The sequence below is a fragment of the Chitinophaga sp. SVR4-12A genome, assembly GCF_056754765.1.
Genome location: NZ_JBPGWP010000001.1, coordinates 241,436 through 260,398, shown reverse-complemented (window position 1 = coordinate 260,398; position 18,963 = coordinate 241,436). Strand labels below are relative to the sequence as shown.

The 18,963-nt window shown below is 50.9% G+C and carries 21 protein-coding genes; 13 read left to right on the top strand and 8 right to left on the bottom strand.

All coding sequences use genetic code 11. The features are described from left to right. Positions 1-224: 224 nt before the first annotated feature. The gene (locus ACR9Y8_RS01095) at positions 225-581 is read right to left on the bottom strand and encodes a YraN family protein (protein WP_481211372.1); all 357 of its coding nucleotides are present in this window, start codon (positions 579-581) and stop codon (positions 225-227) included. Between the two features lie 55 nt (positions 582-636). Between ACR9Y8_RS01095 and manA the strand changes: the two genes are divergently transcribed. Together manA and ACR9Y8_RS01085 are read left to right on the top strand one after the other, a co-directional pair. Then, a complete protein-coding gene (gene manA / locus ACR9Y8_RS01090) occupies positions 637-1,848 on the top strand; it encodes a mannose-6-phosphate isomerase, class I (protein ID WP_481211371.1) in 1,212 nt (403 codons plus the stop codon). A gap of 30 nt (positions 1,849-1,878) precedes the next feature. Next, positions 1,879-2,463, top strand: coding sequence for a DUF6580 family putative transport protein (locus ACR9Y8_RS01085; protein ID WP_481211370.1), 585 nt, complete (start codon positions 1,879-1,881; stop codon positions 2,461-2,463). Between the two features lie 186 nt (positions 2,464-2,649). On the opposite strand, the gene ACR9Y8_RS01080 is transcribed toward ACR9Y8_RS01085, so the two are convergent. From ACR9Y8_RS01080 to ACR9Y8_RS01070, 3 genes are all read right to left on the bottom strand, one after another. Then, a complete protein-coding gene (locus tag ACR9Y8_RS01080) occupies positions 2,650-3,294 on the bottom strand; it encodes a Dph6-related ATP pyrophosphatase (protein WP_481211369.1) in 645 nt (214 codons plus the stop codon). Positions 3,295-3,416: 122 nt separating this feature from the next. Then, on the bottom strand, positions 3,417-5,024 hold the full coding sequence (lepA, locus tag ACR9Y8_RS01075; RefSeq protein ID WP_481211368.1) for a translation elongation factor 4: 1,608 nt from the start codon (positions 5,022-5,024) through the stop codon (positions 3,417-3,419). A 16-nt stretch (positions 5,025-5,040) separates the two neighbouring features. Further along, complete coding sequence (locus ACR9Y8_RS01070) at positions 5,041-5,205, bottom strand: GTP-binding protein (protein WP_481211367.1); 165 nt, start codon at positions 5,203-5,205, stop codon at positions 5,041-5,043. 59 nt (positions 5,206-5,264) lie between these two features. Between ACR9Y8_RS01070 and ACR9Y8_RS01065 the strand changes: the two genes are divergently transcribed. The 5 genes from ACR9Y8_RS01065 (at position 5,265) to ACR9Y8_RS01045 (ending at position 7,704) form a co-directional block, all read left to right on the top strand. Then, positions 5,265-5,417: an acyl-CoA-binding protein gene (locus ACR9Y8_RS01065; RefSeq protein WP_481211366.1), complete on the top strand. Its 153-nt coding sequence runs from the start codon at positions 5,265-5,267 to the stop codon at positions 5,415-5,417. Further along, the gene (locus ACR9Y8_RS01060; RefSeq protein ID WP_481216207.1) at positions 5,353-5,526 is read left to right on the top strand and encodes an acyl-CoA-binding protein; all 174 of its coding nucleotides are present in this window, start codon (positions 5,353-5,355) and stop codon (positions 5,524-5,526) included. The genes ACR9Y8_RS01065 and ACR9Y8_RS01060 overlap by 65 nt, the downstream gene beginning before the upstream one ends. Positions 5,527-5,704: 178 nt before the next feature. Continuing rightward, positions 5,705-6,940, top strand: a complete 1,236-nt coding sequence (rocD, locus tag ACR9Y8_RS01055; protein ID WP_481211365.1) for an ornithine--oxo-acid transaminase — start codon at positions 5,705-5,707, stop codon at positions 6,938-6,940. 120 nt (positions 6,941-7,060) lie between these two features. After that, entirely contained in the window at positions 7,061-7,357 is a 297-nt protein-coding gene (locus ACR9Y8_RS01050) for a hypothetical protein (protein ID WP_481211364.1), read from the top strand. Then, positions 7,285-7,704 (top strand): VIT1/CCC1 transporter family protein, encoded by a 420-nt coding sequence (locus tag ACR9Y8_RS01045; protein ID WP_481216206.1) that lies wholly within the window; start codon positions 7,285-7,287, stop codon positions 7,702-7,704. Before ACR9Y8_RS01050 ends, ACR9Y8_RS01045 begins: the two co-directional genes overlap by 73 nt. A 3-nt stretch (positions 7,705-7,707) precedes the next feature. Here ACR9Y8_RS01045 and ACR9Y8_RS01040 read toward each other — a convergent pair whose 3' ends face one another. Continuing rightward, positions 7,708-8,094, bottom strand: coding sequence for a hypothetical protein (locus ACR9Y8_RS01040; RefSeq protein ID WP_481211363.1), 387 nt, complete (start codon positions 8,092-8,094; stop codon positions 7,708-7,710). 195 nt (positions 8,095-8,289) lie between these two features. Here ACR9Y8_RS01040 and ACR9Y8_RS01035 point away from each other — a divergent pair, with 195 nt between their 5' ends. The 5 genes from ACR9Y8_RS01035 to ACR9Y8_RS01015 all read left to right on the top strand — a co-directional run bounded on the left by ACR9Y8_RS01035 (position 8,290) and on the right by ACR9Y8_RS01015 (position 14,734). Further along, positions 8,290-9,669 carry a mercuric reductase gene (locus ACR9Y8_RS01035; RefSeq protein ID WP_481211362.1) on the top strand — a complete coding sequence of 460 codons (1,380 nt, stop codon included), beginning with the start codon at positions 8,290-8,292 and terminating at the stop codon, positions 9,667-9,669. Between the two features lie 228 nt (positions 9,670-9,897). Next, a complete protein-coding gene (locus ACR9Y8_RS01030) occupies positions 9,898-10,884 on the top strand; it encodes an ABC transporter ATP-binding protein (RefSeq protein WP_481211361.1) in 987 nt (328 codons plus the stop codon). Then, a complete protein-coding gene (locus tag ACR9Y8_RS01025) occupies positions 10,862-12,433 on the top strand; it encodes an ABC transporter permease/substrate-binding protein (protein WP_481211360.1) in 1,572 nt (523 codons plus the stop codon). The genes ACR9Y8_RS01030 and ACR9Y8_RS01025 overlap by 23 nt, the downstream gene beginning before the upstream one ends. 33 nt (positions 12,434-12,466) lie before the next feature. After that, complete coding sequence (gene egtB / locus ACR9Y8_RS01020) at positions 12,467-13,627, top strand: ergothioneine biosynthesis protein EgtB (protein ID WP_481211359.1); 1,161 nt, start codon at positions 12,467-12,469, stop codon at positions 13,625-13,627. A gap of 108 nt (positions 13,628-13,735) precedes the next feature. Next, positions 13,736-14,734: an L-histidine N(alpha)-methyltransferase gene (locus ACR9Y8_RS01015; protein WP_481211358.1), complete on the top strand. Its 999-nt coding sequence runs from the start codon at positions 13,736-13,738 to the stop codon at positions 14,732-14,734. A 152-nt stretch (positions 14,735-14,886) separates the two neighbouring features. Here the strand turns inward: ACR9Y8_RS01015 and ACR9Y8_RS01010 are convergent, their stop codons facing one another. Both ACR9Y8_RS01010 and ACR9Y8_RS01005 read right to left on the bottom strand, forming a co-directional pair. Continuing rightward, a complete protein-coding gene (locus ACR9Y8_RS01010; protein ID WP_481211357.1) occupies positions 14,887-15,357 on the bottom strand; it encodes a DinB family protein in 471 nt (156 codons plus the stop codon). A gap of 101 nt (positions 15,358-15,458) precedes the next feature. Further along, positions 15,459-17,648, bottom strand: coding sequence for a S9 family peptidase (locus ACR9Y8_RS01005; protein WP_481211356.1), 2,190 nt, complete (start codon positions 17,646-17,648; stop codon positions 15,459-15,461). Positions 17,649-17,932: 284 nt separating this feature from the next. Here ACR9Y8_RS01005 and ACR9Y8_RS01000 point away from each other — a divergent pair, with 284 nt between their 5' ends. Continuing rightward, positions 17,933-18,133 carry a hypothetical protein gene (locus ACR9Y8_RS01000; RefSeq protein ID WP_481211355.1) on the top strand — a complete coding sequence of 67 codons (201 nt, stop codon included), beginning with the start codon at positions 17,933-17,935 and terminating at the stop codon, positions 18,131-18,133. 401 nt (positions 18,134-18,534) lie between these two features. Here the strand turns inward: ACR9Y8_RS01000 and ACR9Y8_RS00995 are convergent, their stop codons facing one another. Continuing rightward, positions 18,535-18,963, bottom strand: coding sequence for a hypothetical protein (locus ACR9Y8_RS00995; protein ID WP_481211354.1), 429 nt, complete (start codon positions 18,961-18,963; stop codon positions 18,535-18,537).

Here is an 18,963-nt window from a genome sequence, read left to right as displayed (position 1 = left end):
GTTAGCTGTTAGCTGAATGCTGGTAGCTAACGGTTTTTTAATTAACTTCCCTGTGAAACTGGCTGTTTTTCTGATGGAAACTTCCCGGATAAAGTAACGATATAGTAACGATATAGTAACGATATAGCAACTCTTTAAAGAGTTACTATATCATTACGTATCTTATACCAATACTTTACGTCATTATAACATTCCTGCGGGGGTCCATAGCGATGTTACATACATTAAAACGCATCCTCAAAATGCTCCAGCTCGTACTGCTCTCCCCGGGTAAAGGTAATAGCGATAATATCAAAACGTATAGCCGCCGGTGTATCCCCGCTTCGTTCCAGGTAAACTTCTGCGGCCCCCTGCAGGAACTTTCTTTTTTTATGGTGCACCGCCTCTTCCGGCCAGCCAAATAAACTGTTGATACGGGTCTTTACTTCAATGAAAATGAGCTCGTTTCCCTTGCGGGCGATAATGTCGATCTCCTTTTTGCCCCATTTCCAATTGCTGTGAATAATTTCGTAAGCCTGCTCCTGTACATACATCCGGGCGATCTGCTCTCCTTTTTTGCCCAGCTCATTATGGGAAGCCATTTTTTCAACTAATTTTGGGACCGGTTTTAACCTGATAATCAGTAAATCTACACAAATGGCTGCAGTTGATAAAAAGTTATTCCGGCTGGTTGGCAAGATACAGCACTACGCCTGGGGCGGTTATAATTACATACCACAATTACTGGGTATTCCCGCAGGAAAGGAACCTTCGGCAGAATACTGGATGGGCGCACATCCCAGCGCTCCTTCAGCCATTCATCTTAATGGCGATACCCTTACGCTGGACCAGCTCATCAGCCGTCAACCCGCTGAAGTGATCGGCGCCCCCGTATGGGAACGCTTTAAGGAACTGCCCTACCTCTTCAAGGTGCTGGACGTGAGAGAAATGCTCTCCATCCAGGTGCACCCTACCAAAGCAGAGGCGGAGAAAGGCTTTGCCAGGGAAAATGCTGCCGGCATTCCCCTCAATGCGCCGCACCGCAATTACAAAGACGCCAACCATAAGCCCGAGATCATGGTGGCCCTCAGCGAGTTCTGGCTTTTACACGGGTTTTTGCCCGAAGATAAGCTTGCAAATGTGCTGGACGCCGTGCCGGAGTTCAACTCACTGAAAAGTGTATACGAAGAAGAAGGCTACTACGGATTATATAAAACCGTGATGGAAATGCCGCAGGACCAGGTGAACACCTTCCTGCGCCCGCTGGCTGAAAGGATCCTTCCGGCATACAAGCAGAATAAGCTGCAGAAATCCGATCCGGCGTTCTGGGCAGGCCGTGCCATAGACAATGACCCGCAGGGACTGGAGCGCCTGGACAGGGGCATCTTCTCCATCTACTTCTTCAATATTGTGCAAACCCAGCCCGGCGATGCTGTTTTCCAGGACGCCGGCGTTCCGCATGCTTACCTGGAAGGACAGAACGTAGAGCTGATGGCCAATTCTGATAACGTGCTGCGCGGTGGCCTCACACCCAAACATATCGATGTGCCGGAGCTGCTCAAGCATACCCGTTTTGAAGCCGTTCACCCACAGATCCTGAAAGGCGAGCCCGCCGCGAATGCCGCAGAAAGGATCTACTCCTCCCCTGCGCCCGATTTCGTGGTGAGCCAGATCAAGCTAAAACCCGGAACTGTATACGAAAATACTGCCAAAGCAGCTGAGATCATGCTGGTACTGCATGGCAGCGCAGTGATCAGCGGCAGCGACACTTTAGACCTGCAGCAAGGTCAGTCTGTTTTTGTTGCCGCCGGCGAAACCTATAAAATGGAAGGAGAAGGCCTGCTGTACAAGGCAAGCGTTCCTGTTTGATAACTATTGAAAATTGCGTAATTTAGACATATGAAAAAGTCATCCTTACCCGAAATATTATTGATCGCAGCCTTAATCTTACTGGCTGGCCTGGGCCGCCTGGTATCCAATGAGCTGCAGCTGTGGAACTTCACCGCCATCGGCGCCAGCGCCCTGTTTGGCGGCGTGGTGATCAAAGATAAGCGCCTGGCTTATATCTTACCCCTGGCTACCCTGTTCCTGACAGACCTCTTCTTTGAGATGTTCACTAACATCGATGGTTTCTACGGAGCCCAGATGTTCTTTGTATACGGCGCCTTCCTGCTGATCACGCTGATCGGCACCCAAATAAAGAAAGTAAATGCGCTGACCATCCTGCTGGCCTCCATCGGTACCGGCATCCTGTTCTTCCTGATCTCCAATGCAGGGGTATGGATGCTGAGCGGTATGTACCCGCGCACACTGGGCGGTTTGATCACTTGTTATGCAGCTGCTATTCCGTTCTTCCGGAATGATATGTTTGGTAATTTTCTCCTGAACACCATTATGGGTAGCGTGTTTTACAGCGCCCTGCTGTTTGGCGCATATGCGCTGATCAAACGTTATGCTTTCGGGCATCAACAGCAATTAGCTTAGTCATTCACTTCTTATATAAAAAACGAGTCCCGTTCCGGTTGGAACGGGACTCGTTTTTTTATGGTTTGAGGTTTGAAGTCTGAGGTTTGAGGTTTGTTGAAAGTTGCAGGTTCAATTCAAGTCAGCGTTAAAAGGTAAAATACTGCTTTGGACATTTAACCTCCAACGAACCTCAAACCTCAGACTTTAAACCTCAAACTGCAAAAAATGATAGTTTTCATGCTGCACCTTGGTATATCTCCCCACCTCCAGCGGCGCCTTAAACAGCGGACAATCCAGTACCAGCGTATGATACTCCCCGTTCTCTCCTGCTACATCCACACCTTTAGCTTCCAGATCTGCCAGTAATTGCGCATCCATGATCCTGCCCAAGAAATCAGGTCCCAGGTGAGTATTGCAGGAAACGATCATGGTACGGATACCGCTTTCCAGCATGGCTTTTACCAGTTGGCGGCGGGGCTGTTGCCAGAGCGGCAGCAGGGCCTCAATACCAGCGGCGGCGCATACCTTTTCTTCCCATTCACGGTGTGGCTGCAGGTCAATATCTCCGAACACAGCGGCTTCCACGCCGTAGATGGCTACCATCTGCTGCAGGGCAGCAATGAAGCGAACTTCATACGCCTCCCAGGTAGTGGGAATAGTGCCGATGGGCAAGCCGAGCGCTTCCGACTGCCGCAGGATCAGCTCATGTGGCAGGCCGTGGGAACGGGATATTTTGCCGTTCTCATTCATCATACTTAATAAGGCCAGGGGATGGTGACCGGCGGCTTTTGCCTGCATCATGGCATAGCAACTGTCCTTGCCGCCGCTCCAGGAAATAACGGTGTTCATGCGCGTTAAAAATAAAAGTCGTCAGTCTTTAGTCGTTAGTCATTAGTGATGAAAGAGAATGTTCGCACACTAATGACTAACGACTTACGACTAACGACTTCTGTTATTATAAGCTTCCGTTCTTAATCGTCTAATTTCAGTACTGCCAGGAAGGCTTCCTGCGGTACTTCTACGTTGCCAATCTGGCGCATACGCTTCTTACCTTCTTTCTGCTTCTCAAGCAGTTTACGCTTACGGGAGATGTCGCCGCCATAACATTTGGCGGTAACGTCTTTACGCATGGCGCTGATGGTTTCGCGGGCAACGATCTTGGCGCCGATGGCCGCCTGTATAGCGATCATAAACTGCTGGCGGGGCAGCAGCTCTTTCAGCTTTTCGCAAAGTTTGCGGCCAAAGTCCTGTGCACGGCCGCGGTGGATCAATGCGCTGAGGGCATCCACTTTGTCGCCGTTCAGGAGGATATCCATTTTCACGATATCGCTCTCGCGAAGGCCGATGGGCGAATAATCGAACGAAGCGTAGCCACGGGTCTGGCTCTTCAGTTTATCGTAGAAGTCGAATACTATTTCCGTTAAGGGCAGCTCAAAAATGAGCTCTACACGGGTGGTGGTCAGGTAGCTCTGGTTAAGGAGGATACCGCGTTTGCCCAGGCAGAGGGTCATGATATTACCGATGTACTCCGGCTTGGTAATGATCTGCGCGCGGATAAACGGCTCCTCAATGCGTTCCAGCCTGCTGGGGTCCGGCATTTCGGAGGGGTTGTTCACGGTCAGCACTTCCTTTTTGGTAGTGTATGCAATGAAGCCTACGTTGGGTACGGTGGTGATCACGGTTTGGTTGAACTCACGTTCCAGCCTTTCCTGGATGATCTCCATGTGCAGCATGCCGAGGAAGCCGCAACGGAAACCGAAGCCGAGGGCCTGGGAGGTTTCCAGCTCGTATGTGAGCGAGGCGTCGTTCAGCTGGAGCTTGTCCATACAGTCGCGCAGCTCTTCGAAATCATCTGTATTTACCGGGAAGATACCGGCAAATACCATGGGCTTCACTTCTTCGAAGCCTTTGATGCCGGCGCCGGGGTTGGCGCTGAGGGTGATGGTATCGCCCACTTTCACTTCCTTGGCGTTCTTGATACCGGTAATGATATAGCCTACGTCGCCGGTCTTCACCTCGTTCCTGGGCTCCAGTCCCAGGCGAAGAATACCTACTTCGTCAGCAAAGTAATCCTGGCCGGTGTTCACGAATTTCACCTTATCGCCTTTCTTGATACTACCGCTGTATACACGGAAGTAGGCGATGATACCACGGAAGGAGTTGAATACGCTATCAAATATCAGGGCCTGCAGGGGCGCTTCCGGCTCTCCTTTGGGAGGCGGGATGCGTTTTACGATGGCCTCCAGTATCTCATCAATACCGATACCGGTTTTACCGGATGCCAGCAGGATCTCGTCCTCCTTGCAGCCAATCAGCTCCACGATCTGATCCTTTACTTCGGGGATCATAGCGCCGTCCATATCGATCTTGTTAATTACGGGGATGATCTCCAGGTCGTTATCTACTGCGAGGTAGAGGTTGGAGATGGTCTGGGCCTGTATGCCCTGGGTGGCGTCTACCAGCAGCAGGGCGCCTTCGCAGGCCGCCAGTGCGCGGGATACTTCGTAGGAAAAGTCAACGTGCCCGGGGGTATCTATCAGGTTGAAGGTGTACTGTTCTCCCTGGTAGGTATAGTTCATCTGGATGGCGTGGCTCTTAATGGTGATCCCTTTTTCTCTTTTCGAGGTCCATATCGTCCAGCACCTGGGCCTGCATATCCCTTTCAGAGATGGTCTTGGTACTTTCCAGCAGCCGGTCAGCCAGTGTGCTTTTGCCGTGATCTATATGCGCAATAATGCAAAAATTCCTGATATGCTTCATAAATCTGAAACCACAAAGGTATTCAAATTTTGACTATATTTTCGTTCTAAATCACCATTATGGACCTTGAGCAACAATTTGAAGCGGCAGTCGCGGCCAGCAAGACTTTAGCGGAAAAACCGGACAATGAGACCCTGCTGCAGCTGTATTCTCTTTATAAACAGGCCTCTGAAGGAGAGGTTAATACCGAGCCCCCCCACCAACCTCTTTGATATTGTAGGAAAAGCAAAGTATGAAGCCTGGCTGGCGCAGAAAGGAAAGACGAAGGAAAAGGCGAAGGAGGAATATATACAGTTGGTGGACAGGCTTAAAAATGTATAAAGTTTGAGGTTTGAGGTTTGAAGTTTGAGGTTTGAGGTTTGAGGTTCGTTAGATGTTTGAAGTTACGGACCAGCAACTTGCCTCACAACCTGTAACCTTCAACGAACCTCAAACCTCAAACCTCAAACCTCAAACCCATAAACCTCAGACCTCAAACTTTTAAAGTACCTTTGCCTTTATGGTACCCGCTTTTACGCTCTCTGAAAAAACACAACATTACCTCGCGCTGGAAGAACAATACGGCGCCCATAACTACCATCCGCTGCCCGTAGTGCTGAGCCGGGGCGAAGGCGTGTTTGTATGGGATGTGGACGATAAACGCTACTACGATTTCCTTTCCGGTTATTCGGCGGTGAACCAGGGACATTGCCATCCCCGGATCATTGCTACGCTGATAGAACAGGCCCAGCGCCTCACCCTTACCTCCAGGGCTTTCCATAGCGACCTGCTGGGCGAGTACGCGGCCTTTGTCACCCAATTCTTTGGTTACGACAAGGTGCTGCCGATGAACACGGGCGTGGAAGCGGTGGAAACCGCGCTGAAGCTGTGCCGTCGCTGGGGATATACCGTAAAGGGCATACCGGAAGGCAAGGCAAAGATCATTACCTGCGCCAATAACTTCCACGGCCGTACCCTGAACGTGATCTCTTTCAGCACAGATCCGGCTGCGCGTAAGGAGTTTGGTCCCTATATGCCTGGTTATGAAGTAATTCCCTATAACGACCTGCCGGCCCTCGAAAAGGCCCTGCAAGACCCGAACGTAGCCGGCTTCCTGGTAGAGCCCATACAGGGCGAAGCGGGCGTAATGGTACCTGCCGATGGTTACCTGGCCAAAGCCCGTCAATATTGTACAGACGCCAATGTGCTGTTCATGGCAGACGAGATCCAGACGGGCCTTGCCCGTACCGGCGCTATGCTGTGCTGCGACCTGGAAAACGTACGCCCTGATATATTGATACTTGGAAAAGCCCTTTCCGGCGGTACGCTCCCGGTATCGGCCGTACTGGCCGACGATGAGATCATGCTCACCATCAAACCCGGCGAGCATGGGTCCACCTACGGCGGTAATCCCCTGGCCTGTAAAGTAGCTATTACCGCGCTCAATGTACTGAAAGAAGAAAAGATGGCCGAAAACGCCCAGGCGATGGGCCAATTGTTGCGGGATGGCCTTGAAGGCCTGCAATCCCCTTATATTAAGACCGTACGTGGGAAAGGCTTGCTGAATGCCATTGTTATTACGCATTCCAACCCCGAAGCCGCCTGGGAACTTTGCCTCTCCCTGAAAGAAAATGGCCTGCTGGCAAAACCTACGCACGGCGATAAGATCCGCTTTGCGCCGCCACTGCTGATCAACGCCGCCCAGATCAGGGAATGCGTTTCCATTATCGGAAAGAGCCTGGCTGCCCTCGGATAATTAATAATGAATAATTAAGAATTAATAATATTGGTAGTCTTACTGCGTTAGTAGACAGTCATACTGTAACATGAATTACAAACTGTTAATTATTCATTCTTAATTATTAATTAAAGCGGGATGCCAAGAAACGAAAAGGCCATAAGAAGCACCGGCTGGAGAACCGATTTCCTGATCGGGTTTCCTGATGGGTTATTCCTGCTGTTCTTTGCCACCCTGGTGATCCAGGCGCTGAACGTCAGCGTACAGCAGTTCTATGACCTGATCATCTGGGTATCGCTGGCAGGGGCGGTATTGGTTATGATCACTTCCTGGCAGGCCAACCGCGGCGATCCGCATGACGAATCCTCCCTCTCTCCCAAAGAAGAAAAAAACTGCATAAACTGGATATTACCGGGGAAACCATCGAACACATAGAGCAGGAAATAGCGCAGGATGCCACCCGCTGGGCCGCCACCCTTGAACAGGAAAAAGTACAAATGGTAAGCTGGCACCCCATGCGCGCCTTACGCAGTGCCCTGGTAGCCGGCGTATGCTTCCTGTTAGGCGCCCTTATTCCCTGCTGGCCTTATTTCGCTAATGAGAACTTCAGTGCATCCTCCCGCCTTAGCAGCCTGCTGGTATTCCTGAGCGCTACGGTTTTCGGGATCATCAAAGCGAAAATAACCGGACAACGGCTGTGGATCGTAACATTCAGGTATTTATTGCTGACAGCAGGGATCTGGCTGGCAGTATACCTCGTGAGGATAGCCATCGGCAGTTAGCCGCTAGCTTTTAGCTTTCCGCGGAGTAGCAACTACACTTATAAACGCTGCTATCGCCCCTATCAATGACAGGTAAAGCCCGATCTCCTTATGCGGGCACTCTCCCATCTCGCAACGCGCAAACAGCACCATGTTACGGAAGGTCCAGGCCATGAGGAAGCCTGATACGAACAGATTTAACCTTTGCGCCCAATGTTTCTGCGCAACGAATAATAAACCGGCTATTACTGCCAGGACAATATTCAGCCTTCCCGGCTCACCAAAATTGGAACCTTTTGATTGCAAACCGGTAAATACCAGCTGCCTGCTCTCCACCGTAAGCCAGGGCAGGAAAGCGCTGACAATGATTATAACGGCAGCGGCTATACCCGTAAGTGTACTTTTAGACATAGGACGCAAAGGTATAAAATGAGTTTGAGGTTTGAAGTTTGAAGTTTGAGGTTGGTTGGAAGTTCGAGGTTCGGGATAAATATGCCGTATCAGGAGGCAAGTGTTGGACTTTCAACTTGTAAAGACCTCAAACTTCAAACTTCAAACCTCAAACATCCCTCCGTCGGTGGTATAATATTTGGTCCGTTTTCCACCATGCTACATTTCGACGCAATTATTATTGGCTCAGGACAGGGCGGCACCCCACTCGCCCGTAAATTAGCTACGGCCGGATGGAAGACCGCCATGGTAGAAAAACGCTGGCCGGGGGGCACCTGCATCAATGATGGCTGTACGCCTACCAAAGCAATGATTGCCAGTGCCAAGGTGGCCTATGAGGCAGCCAACAGCGATCGTTGGGGAATCCGGATAGATGGCCATGCCACCAACCTGGAAGCTGTTGTAGAGCGAAAGAACAAAATTGTGTCCAGGTTCCGTTCCGGCAGTGAAAAGCGGCTGCAGGGCGAGAACCAGGAGCTCTTCTATGGAGAAGCCTCCTTTACCGGCCGCAAAACGCTGCAGGTAGCACTGAACGACGGCGGAACGGAAATGCTCAGCGCAGAACATATTTTCATTGATACCGGTACCTGGCCGCTGATCCCGGATATCTCCGGGCTCGATAGCATCCCCTGGTTCACCAGCACCACCCTGCTGGACCTTACCACCCTGCCTTCTCACCTGCTGGTACTGGGCGGCAGCTATATCGCCCTGGAATTCGGACAAATGTACCGCCGTTTCGGCTGCGAGGTTACCATTATAGAGCGATCACCGCATCTCTTGTCACGCGAGGATGAAGACGTCACCAGCGCCATCCGCAAGATGCTGGAGGCAGAAGGTATTCACATCTTTACAAACGCACAGGCGCAGCAAGTGGAACAAACGAGCCGCAATATTGTGCTCACCATCAATACTGAAGGACAGGCATATACCGTAGAAGGCTCCCACCTGCTGATCGCTACCGGCCGGACGCCACAAACGGCTGCCCTCCGCCTGGAGCAAACCGGCGTAAAAACAGATGCGCACGGCTATATCCTGGTGAACGACCAACTCGAAACCAGTGAGCCCGGCATCTACGCCCTGGGAGATGTAAAAGGCGGTCCGGCGTTTACCCATATCTCCTATCACGATCATTTGATCGTATATAAGAACCTGCTGGAAAAAGCCAATATGAGCACTGCTGACCGACAGGTGCCTTACTGCATGTTCACAGACCCGCAGCTGGGACGAATAGGATTATCTGAAAAAGAAGCCGCCCAACAGGGATTGCAGTATAAAGTGGCCAGCCTGCCCATGGAGAGTGTAGCCCGGGCAATCGAAACCGGCAATACGCAGGGCTTTATGAAAGTGCTGGTAGAAGAAGGCAGCGGCAAAATACTGGGCGCCGCAGTGCTTGGCCCGGAAGGCGGCGAGCTGATGTCCTTATTGCAAATGGCGATGGCGGGCGGCATTACCGCACAGCAAATGAAGGAGATGGTATTTGCCCATCCCTTGTATGCTGAATCACTAAATAATGTTTTCTTGTCGCTTGATAAATAAGCGATTGTGGATAACGGACAATGTGGGTAACTTTTTCCCCAAGTCTATTGATCATTGCATAAATTACTTGGTTTGAGGTTTGAGGTTTGAGGTTTGAGGTTTGATGTTTGATGTTTGAAGTTCGTTAGCGGTTGGATGTTCAGCACTGCTTACCTGTCCCGAACTTCAAACTTCCAACCAACTTCAAACCTCAAACATCGAACTTCAAACCTCACACAGGACCTGATCATGATAAAGCTGGAGCACGTCTACAAGTATTTCTCTCCAAACAAAGCCGCAGTAGCCGACATATCTTTTGAGGTGCGCCCGGGCGAGATCCTGGTACTGCTCGGTACCAGCGGCAGCGGTAAAACCACTACCCTGCGCATGATCAACCGGCTGATCGAACCAGATAAAGGCAACATCTACGTAAATGGCAAATTGACCAGGGATCAGTCTCCTGAGCTCCTGCGCCGCGGCATCGGCTATGTGCTGCAGGACAATGGCCTTTTCCCCCATTATACCGTAGCTGAAAACATTGCGGTAGTGCCCAAGCTGCTGGAATGGGACGATGAGCGCATCGCTCAACGTGTGAACATACTCATGGAGAAGCTCCACCTGCCCCCGGAAGAATACCGCCATTCCTTTCCCAGCCAGTTAAGTGGTGGACAGCAGCAGAGAGTGGGACTGGCAAGAGCGCTGGCAGCAGATCCTCCTATCCTGCTGATGGACGAGCCCTTCGGCGCGCTGGACCCGGTTACACGCGCCAGCGTGCGAAACGAGTTCAAAGCACTGGATGAACTGAACAATAAGACGGTGATACTGGTTACACATGATGTAACGGAAGCCTTTGAACTGGGCGACCGCATCGGGCTGATGGACCAGGGCATATTGCAACAGCTCGGCACACCGGCGGAGCTGCTCTTCAGGCCTGCCAATGATTTTGTGAAAGCCTTCTTTAAAGACCAGCACCTGCTGCTGGAACTGAAGTCGCTCACACTGGCAGACCTTAAACCTTACCTGCCGCCTACGGCTGAAACAGATCATTACCAGCCGCATGTACTACCGGGCAGGATCTCTGCCTGGGATGCACTGCAGCAGACAATGGGGATAGAAGGCGTGCTGTCTGTAGACTTTAGAACAGAAGTTTATACAATGGACAGCAAATCGCTGATGACCGCTATCTCTCTATACAAGCAAACTGCCCAGGCACATGGAACCACAACAAAGCTTTAGCGATTTCCTGCAGCAGCAATCCGGCAAACTGCTGGAACAAACGCTGCAACATATTGGCCTTACCTTTATTTCCCTGCTGATAGCAGTGCTCATCGGCCTGCCCCTGGGCATACTCATTACCCGCAGGAAAAAACTGGCAGGGCTGGTACTGGGCATCGCAGGCATTCTGCAAACCATCCCGAGCATCGCTCTACTGGGCTTTATGATCCCTTTACTGGGCATTGGCGCCAAGCCTGCCATTGTGGCCTTATTCCTGTATGCGCTGCTACCTATCATCCGAAATACCTACACCGGTATCAACGAAGTGAATCCCTCCGTCACAGATGCAGCTACGGGTATGGGCATGAGCCGTAAACAGCTCTTATATAAGATCCAATTGCCGCTGGCCATGCCGGTGATCCTGGCAGGCATCCGCACGGCTACAGTCATCAATGTAGGCGTGGCTACACTGGCAGCATATATTGCTGCCGGCGGCCTGGGAGAATTTATTTTCGGCGGCATTGCACTGAATAATACCAATATGATCCTGGCAGGAGCCATACCTGCCGCATTGCTGGCCATTTTGTTTGACGGCTTGCTGTCATTATTGCAGCGGGTACAATTGCGCAAAGCACGCAAGGCCGTATATGTGCTGCCTGTTGTGCTGCTGTTGCTTTCTTCTTTTTACCTGCTGCCGCCCGCTTATGGTTCCAAACTGCTGGCAGGTTTCACCCCGGAATTTATGGGACGGCGGGATGGTGACCTGGGGCTGCGTTCCGTTTACGGCCTGCATATACGTACAGTGGTGATCAATGATATGATCATGTACAAAGCGGCCTACGAAAAAAAGCTGGATGTGATCAGCGGGAGTAGTACAGACGGCCGGGTGAAAGCATTTGACCTGGTGGTGCTGGATGATGACAAACATATCTTTCCGCCTTACTATGCCGCACCTATCGTACGGCAGTCTACTCTGGACAAATATCCCGAGCTGGAGCCCGCGCTGAATAAATTGTCTGGCACCATTAATGATAGCATTATGACGGAGCTCAACTACCGGGTAGATCATCTGAAACAAGACCCGGCCAGAGTGGCGAAAGACTTCCTGGTGGCGCAACAGCTATGGAAGCCGGCCCGCGGAGGCACAAAAGGTACGGTCCGTATCGGCTCCAAAATTTTCGGAGATGGGTATATCCTGGCCAATATGTACAAGATGCTGGTAGACGGGTATACGGACCTGCACGGACTTACCAAAACGGGGCTGGGCGGTACCAAGATCTGTTTTGATGCCCTCGTCAATGACCAGATAGACCTTTACCCGGAGTACACAGGTACCGGCCTGCTGGTGATCCTGCAGGCCAAACAGCCAACGATAGATTCGCTGATCCAGGACAAACAAAAAGTATATGATCATGTGAGCCGCGCATTCCGGCAACAATACGGCATAAAGTGGTTAGCGCCCATTGGCTTCAATAACACCTATGCCCTTATGATGCGCAGGCAACAGGCCGCAACATTGAACATTCGAAGCATTTCTGATCTGAAGGAATATATAAACACTGAACGTTAACCACGCTGACGTTCAGCACAAAAAGGATGTTATATGCAATTATGGAACAATTACGAGACTGTTCGAAAAAGATCCGAAGCGATATGCGCTCCCCTGAAAACAGAAGACTATGTGGTGCAGCCCGTAGCGGATGTAAGCCCGCCTAAATGGCACCTGGGGCATACTACCTGGTTCTTCGAAACCTTCCTGCTTAAGCCTAACGTACCAGGATATACGGAATTTGATCCGGATTACAATTTTGTGTTCAACAGCTACTACGAATCTGTGGGCGCCAGGGTGATACGTACCAATCGCGGTAATCTCAGCCGCCCGGCGGTAGAAGACATCATGCGTTACCGTGCGCATGTAGACAGGGCCATGCAGGATTTTCTTGGCCGGCAGCTTACACCGGCCATACAGGAGCTGGTGATCCTGGGCCTGAACCATGAAGAACAGCACCAGGAGCTGTTGTATACAGACATCAAATATATCCTGGGGCACAATCCTTTATTCCCGCCCTACTGTAAAGATAAACCCGCCGGCGGCCTTGCCCCCCGGCAAGTGCAGGCGGAAATGCTGTCTATACCGGAAGGCATATACGAAATCGGTTACCAGGGTGACGGCTTCTGTTTTGATAATGAGCTGCAACGCCACCGTGTTTTCCTGCAGTCCTATTCCATCAGCACACAGCTGGTGAGCAACCGTGAATACCTGGCCTTTATGGAAGATGGCGGTTACCGCGATTTCCGTCACTGGCATGCCGAGGGCTGGGACTGGGTTAAAACGCAGCAGGTGGTGGCTCCCTTGTACTGGCATTATATTGACGGACAATGGATGCACTACACCTGGCACGGCCTGCAGCCCTTGTTGCTGGATGAGCCGGTATGTCATATCAGCTTTTACGAAGCCGCCGCTTATGCCGCCTGGAAAGGCATGCGCCTGCCAACGGAATTTGAATGGGAAGCAGCCGCCCCACAACTGCAATGGGGCGAACGCTGGGAATGGACGGAAAGCGCTTACCTGCCCTACCCTGGCTTTATTAAAGCACCCGGCGCCATCGGTGAATACAATGGCAAATTCATGGTAAGCCAGATGGTGCTGCGCGGCGGTTCGGAAGTAACGCCGCCGGGGCACAGCCGGATCACTTACCGGAACTTCTTTCATCCGCATCTGCGCTGGCAGTTTATGGGGATCAGATTAGCTAAAAGTCGTTAGTCGTAAGTCATTAGTCGTAAGTGATGAAAGCGATTATTAAAAATGACAGTCACTGACGACTAATGACTTACGACTAACGACTCTTTTAACTCAATAATCACGGAAATTATGTATACCACCACTGTAATTCAAACGTTGCGGACCTGCGCCGCACCCGGGACCCAGGCAAGCGCCTTTTACCAGGACGTTGTACGCGGTTTAAGCTCGACGCCTAAGCATCTGGACTCCAAATATTTCTATGATGCGGAGGGCGACCGGCTCTTCCAGGAGATCATGCGATGCAAAGAATATTACCTGACGGATTGCGAGATGGAGATCATGCAGGAACAGGCAGCCGCCATTGCCGCGTCCCTGAGCAGCCAGATGGCACATTTTGACCTGGTGGAACTGGGCCCCGGTGATGCCACCAAGTCCATCCACCTGCTGCGACAGCTGCTGAAAACAGGCGCCAGCTTTACTTACTACCCAATAGATATATCGGCCAACGTGATCTCGCAGCTGGAAAAGGAGCTGCCGGCAAAACTGCCTGATCTGCAATTACAGGGGATGAACGGCGAATACTTCGACATGTTGCTGCAGGTAACGGCGCAAAGCCGCCGCCCGAAAGTACTGCTGTTCATGGGCGCCAACATCGGCAATTTCACGCCGGCTGCCGCCCGGAAGTTCTGCCGCAACCTGTATCACAGCATGCATCCCGGCGATCTGCTGCTGGTGGGCTTTGATCTGAAGAAACACCCGCAGGTGATCCTCAGCGCCTATAACGACAGTGCAGGCTTTACCCGCGAATTTAACCTCAACCTGCTGCGCCGCATTAACCGCGAGCTGCATGCAGATTTTGATCCTGCTTTATTTGAGCACTACCCCGTGTATGATCCGGGCAGCGGCGCCTGTAAAAGTTACCTGGTCAGCCTGCAGGATCAGGTGGTACATATCGGCGATGATGTAGAAGTGCGTTTTGACCTGCATGAGCCCATCTACATGGAGATCTCCCAGAAATACAGCCATGACGATATTGCGCAGCTGGCAGTGCAGACAGGCTTTGAGCCGGTTACTGAGTTCAGGGATCAGCGCCAATGGTTTGCGGATTGTTTATGGAAGAGGGTTTAGTTGTCAGTTGTCAGTCGTCAGTCGATAGTCGTCAGTTGACAGTTGTCAGTTATCAGTTGTCAGTTATCAGTTATCAGTTGTTAGTTGTCAGGAGTTGATGCGGGTATAATAACGCAATCACTGGCAACTGACAACTGATAACTGACAACTAATTACTTCCACGCGTTCAGCATGCGCCTTAATACAATGATTTCGCCGGTATGATAGCTGGTGTGATCGGCGATGAGCATGGCTTCGCGCAGGAGGTTCTGGCCGTTGCCCCAGGGAAAGGGTGTATACAGGTCGGCATCTGCTTGCTCCAGTAATGAGATAAAGGCTTTACGGTCCCGGTGGATCTGCTCGAGGCTGTGTTTCCACGCCGCGGCATTCGCCGGGGCTTTTTCTTTGGGCCAATAGCCGGAGGGCCACTCAGGCGATTCATGTTTTTCACTTTTGGAAAATTCCAGGATGTCCCATTGTGTGATACGGATGTGCTCTACCAGCTGCCAGATGCTGTAGGGCATGTTGGCGGGTGTTTCGCCTTGCAGCTCTGCAGGAAGATCTTTTACGGCATCTTCAAAGGTGGCGTGGGCGTGGCCGCCGTTAAGGAGCTCTTTGAGGGCTTTTATGAGCGGGTCTTTCATGATGATAAGTTATTAGTTATCAGTTGACAGTTGTCAGTAATCCGACCGGCTACAACCGTGCCAATCACTGACAACTGATAACTGATAACTGACAACTCATCTTACCTCGCGCCCGGCGGGCAATACTGCCGCAAATAATGTGTATATAAATTAACCAGGTGTTCATGTGTTCCCTGTCCTTCGCTGATACTGTGCGTACGGTTAGGATAAGCCATGAACTGGAACAGCTTGTTATACTTGATCAGCTCATTCAGCAGCATTTCAGCATTTTGATAGTGCACGTTATCATCGCCTGTGCCATGCACATACAGCAGGTTGCCGCGAAGGTTCTTGGCATAGGTGATGGGCGAGCCTTTCACAAAAGCGTCATTCCCTTCTTCCGGCAGACCCATATAGCGTTCCTGGTAGATATTGTCATAAGTAAGCTGGTTGCCCACTGCGGCAATGGCGATACCTGTTTTGTAGATCTCGGGATACTGGAACAGCAGGTTCAGCGTCATGGAACCGCCGCCACTCCAGCCCCAAACGGCTACGCGGGAGGTATCCATATAAGGGCGCTGTTTGAACAGTGTCATTGCACCCTGTGCCTGATCGCGGGTATTTATTTCGCCTATGCGGCGGTAAACACATTTACGCCATTCCCGGCCTTTAGGCAGCGGGGAACCACGGTTGTCCATAGAGATATAAATGTAGCCATCAGCTGCTATATCGCCGTTATAAAGCCAGGCGTGACCTGCCCCAAACTCATCTTTTGCGGTGGCGCCGCCGGGCTCTCCATATACGTAGAACACCACAGGGTATTTCTTGGTAGAATCGAAATTGGCAGGCTTTCTCATCCAGCCGTCCATATTAACACCATCTGCGGTAGTGATGTTAAAGAATTCCAGGCGTTTGGCGCCGGCTGATTTTGCCTTAATCTCCGCAGAAAGGTTGCCACCGGCAGGATTCTTATGATCCGGCAGGTGAACGATCTCGCTGGTGGGATAAATGTAGTAATTGGAGAACTCGTGAATGGCGTATTGGCCATCGGGAGATACTTCGTAACTGTGCGTGCCTGGCTGGTCTGCCGGAGTAAGTCGCTCGGGTTTGCCTTTGCCGTCCAGCGAAACCTTGTAGAGGTACTGCTGGGTGGGTTTTTCAGGAGATGCCAGCACGTAAGCCACCCGGTGGGCTTCATCTATTTTGCAGAGGTTGATCACGTCGTAATTGCCCGGGGTGATCAGTACTGCTTTACCACTGTTCAGGTCAATATCGTAAAGGTGACGCCAGCCATCTTTCTCGGTGACCCAGATAAACGCGGCGCCGTTGCGGATCCAGTCCCAGCCGGTAATATCATCATCGTCCCAGCGGGCTTTTACGTCTATAAACGCATCGTCGGATTCTTCGAAGACGGTCTTTACCGAACCCTTGGCAGGGTCACAGAGCATGATCTTGCTGTGGTTCTGCTTGCGGTTCAGCTGCTGCAGGATCACCAGGTTTTTGCCCGGTACCCATTCCATACGGGGAATGTAGTGCTGTTGCGGATCGCCGGGTACGGTCAGCCAGGTGGTATTGCCTTTTTCAATATCCACCACGCCTACGCGGCATGAAGAGGGCGATTGCCCCGCCACGGGATATTCTACGGGGATGGTGTAAGAATAGATGGAATCGGTATTGTTGATCATCAGGAAGTCCCTGATCTTGGTGGCGTCTATCTGCCAGTAGGCGATGGAGCGGCCGTCGGGACTCCAGCGGAAGCCATCGCGGCAGCTGAACTCCTCTTCATACACCCAGTCGAAAGTGCCGTTGATAAAGCGGCGGGTACCGTCTTTGGTGAGGGCTTTGATGTTACCGGAGGCCAGGTCTTCCAGGTAGAGGTTATGATCACTTACATAAGCCGCTTTTTTACCGTCGGGCGAGAGCTTGGCGAACATCAGGGAAGACGGCGGCAGGCTTTTGCCCAGCTGTTTCAGCTGACGGGTGGCCACGTTGAGCACCCAGTAATCACCCCGGGTTTCGTAGCGCCAAACCTTTTTTGAATTGGTGTAGATCAGCAGATGCTGTTCATCTGCAGAAAAGGAAAAGTCTTTTACCCCGAGGGCCTGGTTAGCGCCTGCAGGCGTCAGCTGGGCGGCGGTAATCTTCACCTGCTGTTGCCCGTCTTTCAGCGCTGTGGCTACTATGTTGCCGTTCTCTACGGTGTAAATGGACTGCCCATCGCTGCTCCATTTGGTAGATTTTCCCGGTTGCGCCTGCGCCGCAAAGGCCCACAGGCAGATACAAAGTAATAAGCTAAAACGTAATGGTTGCATTTTCGAGTAGATAAATAAGGACGGCAATATAGGATATTTAGTCCAGGGTCGATGGTCCATAGTCCATAGAATATCAGGCATTTCTAAGAAATTTGACGAACGGTAACAGCTAAGAAGCCATGGACCATTGACCACGGACCGTGTACTGTTTAGCCGAATTTTTTTTATATGAATTATTTTTATACTTTTAAGAAATTAATATCCTGTTCCTGAACTATCCTTTTGAGTTTCTTTGAGTTATGATACAAATCTGTTATTCCTACAAAAACCGGGAGTTCCTTCAGTTGGAGGACGCACTCCTTAACCACCTTGCCCAAAACGGCAAAACCCTGATATATGCATTGTTAGAGCCGATGCATGATGCCCTCTCAAAAGAGAATGGGCGGATAAGAATCAAGCTTGATGAGCATCCCCAAATAGAACTGGAAGGTTTTAGCGTGGATGTAAAAGAGCAGATCGAGATGACCTTACGGGGAGAAGCCTGATCAGGGCATATTTTACTGGTACAAACGCCTGAAGGCGAAATTGAATGCTGACCCCGGAAACGGGGTTTTGCACGTTTGTACACCACCAAACACCGGACATTCTGCAGCCGGTTTTTCGCATATCTTCATATCTCTATATTATTTAAACTTTTTTTTTACCCCTGTTGTTAAATTAATATACACGGCGAGAGAAACAATAACACCCAAAAAATAGTCACGCTACATATCGAATATTCCAGTTAATACTGTTAAATCTATAACAGCTATGATGTCTATTGACCAATAGCAATGTACTTTCTTTTTCTATAACGTGGATGAGTGGTGCCGGTTATCGAGCCGGCACATAAAAGCAAATAGACGGAACAGTTACCGTAACAGCCGTCCTGGTCGCGGGATGGCTGCTACTTTTTAAGGGTATAGAAAGTTTGGGAGATCTTCACCTTAGGTGTTTCATCGTAATTAAAATCAAGGGTATTATAGTGCAGCGCAGTGTCGGTAATGGAAGTGGCCTCGCAGAGCAGTGAATCGAGGCGGAAGAACACGGGCGTTATTTCTTCGAATCGGAAAGTATCTACGCGGTGTGCATCTGAATAGAAACGCAGGGCTGTGCCGTTCTGGGTAAAATCGATATACTCCGCCCCATTGTAGCGCAGTGTATCCAGCCGGGTGTAGGAAGTGTCGCCGGCGGTTACTGTATATTCCTTAAAAACGGCTGATTCGTAGTACCATTTTCCATAATAATTACGGTGGGGCGTGGTATTATCTTCCTTTTTGCAGGCATACAGCACCAGCAGCATCATCGCTATCGCTATCACTAACACATTACGCAT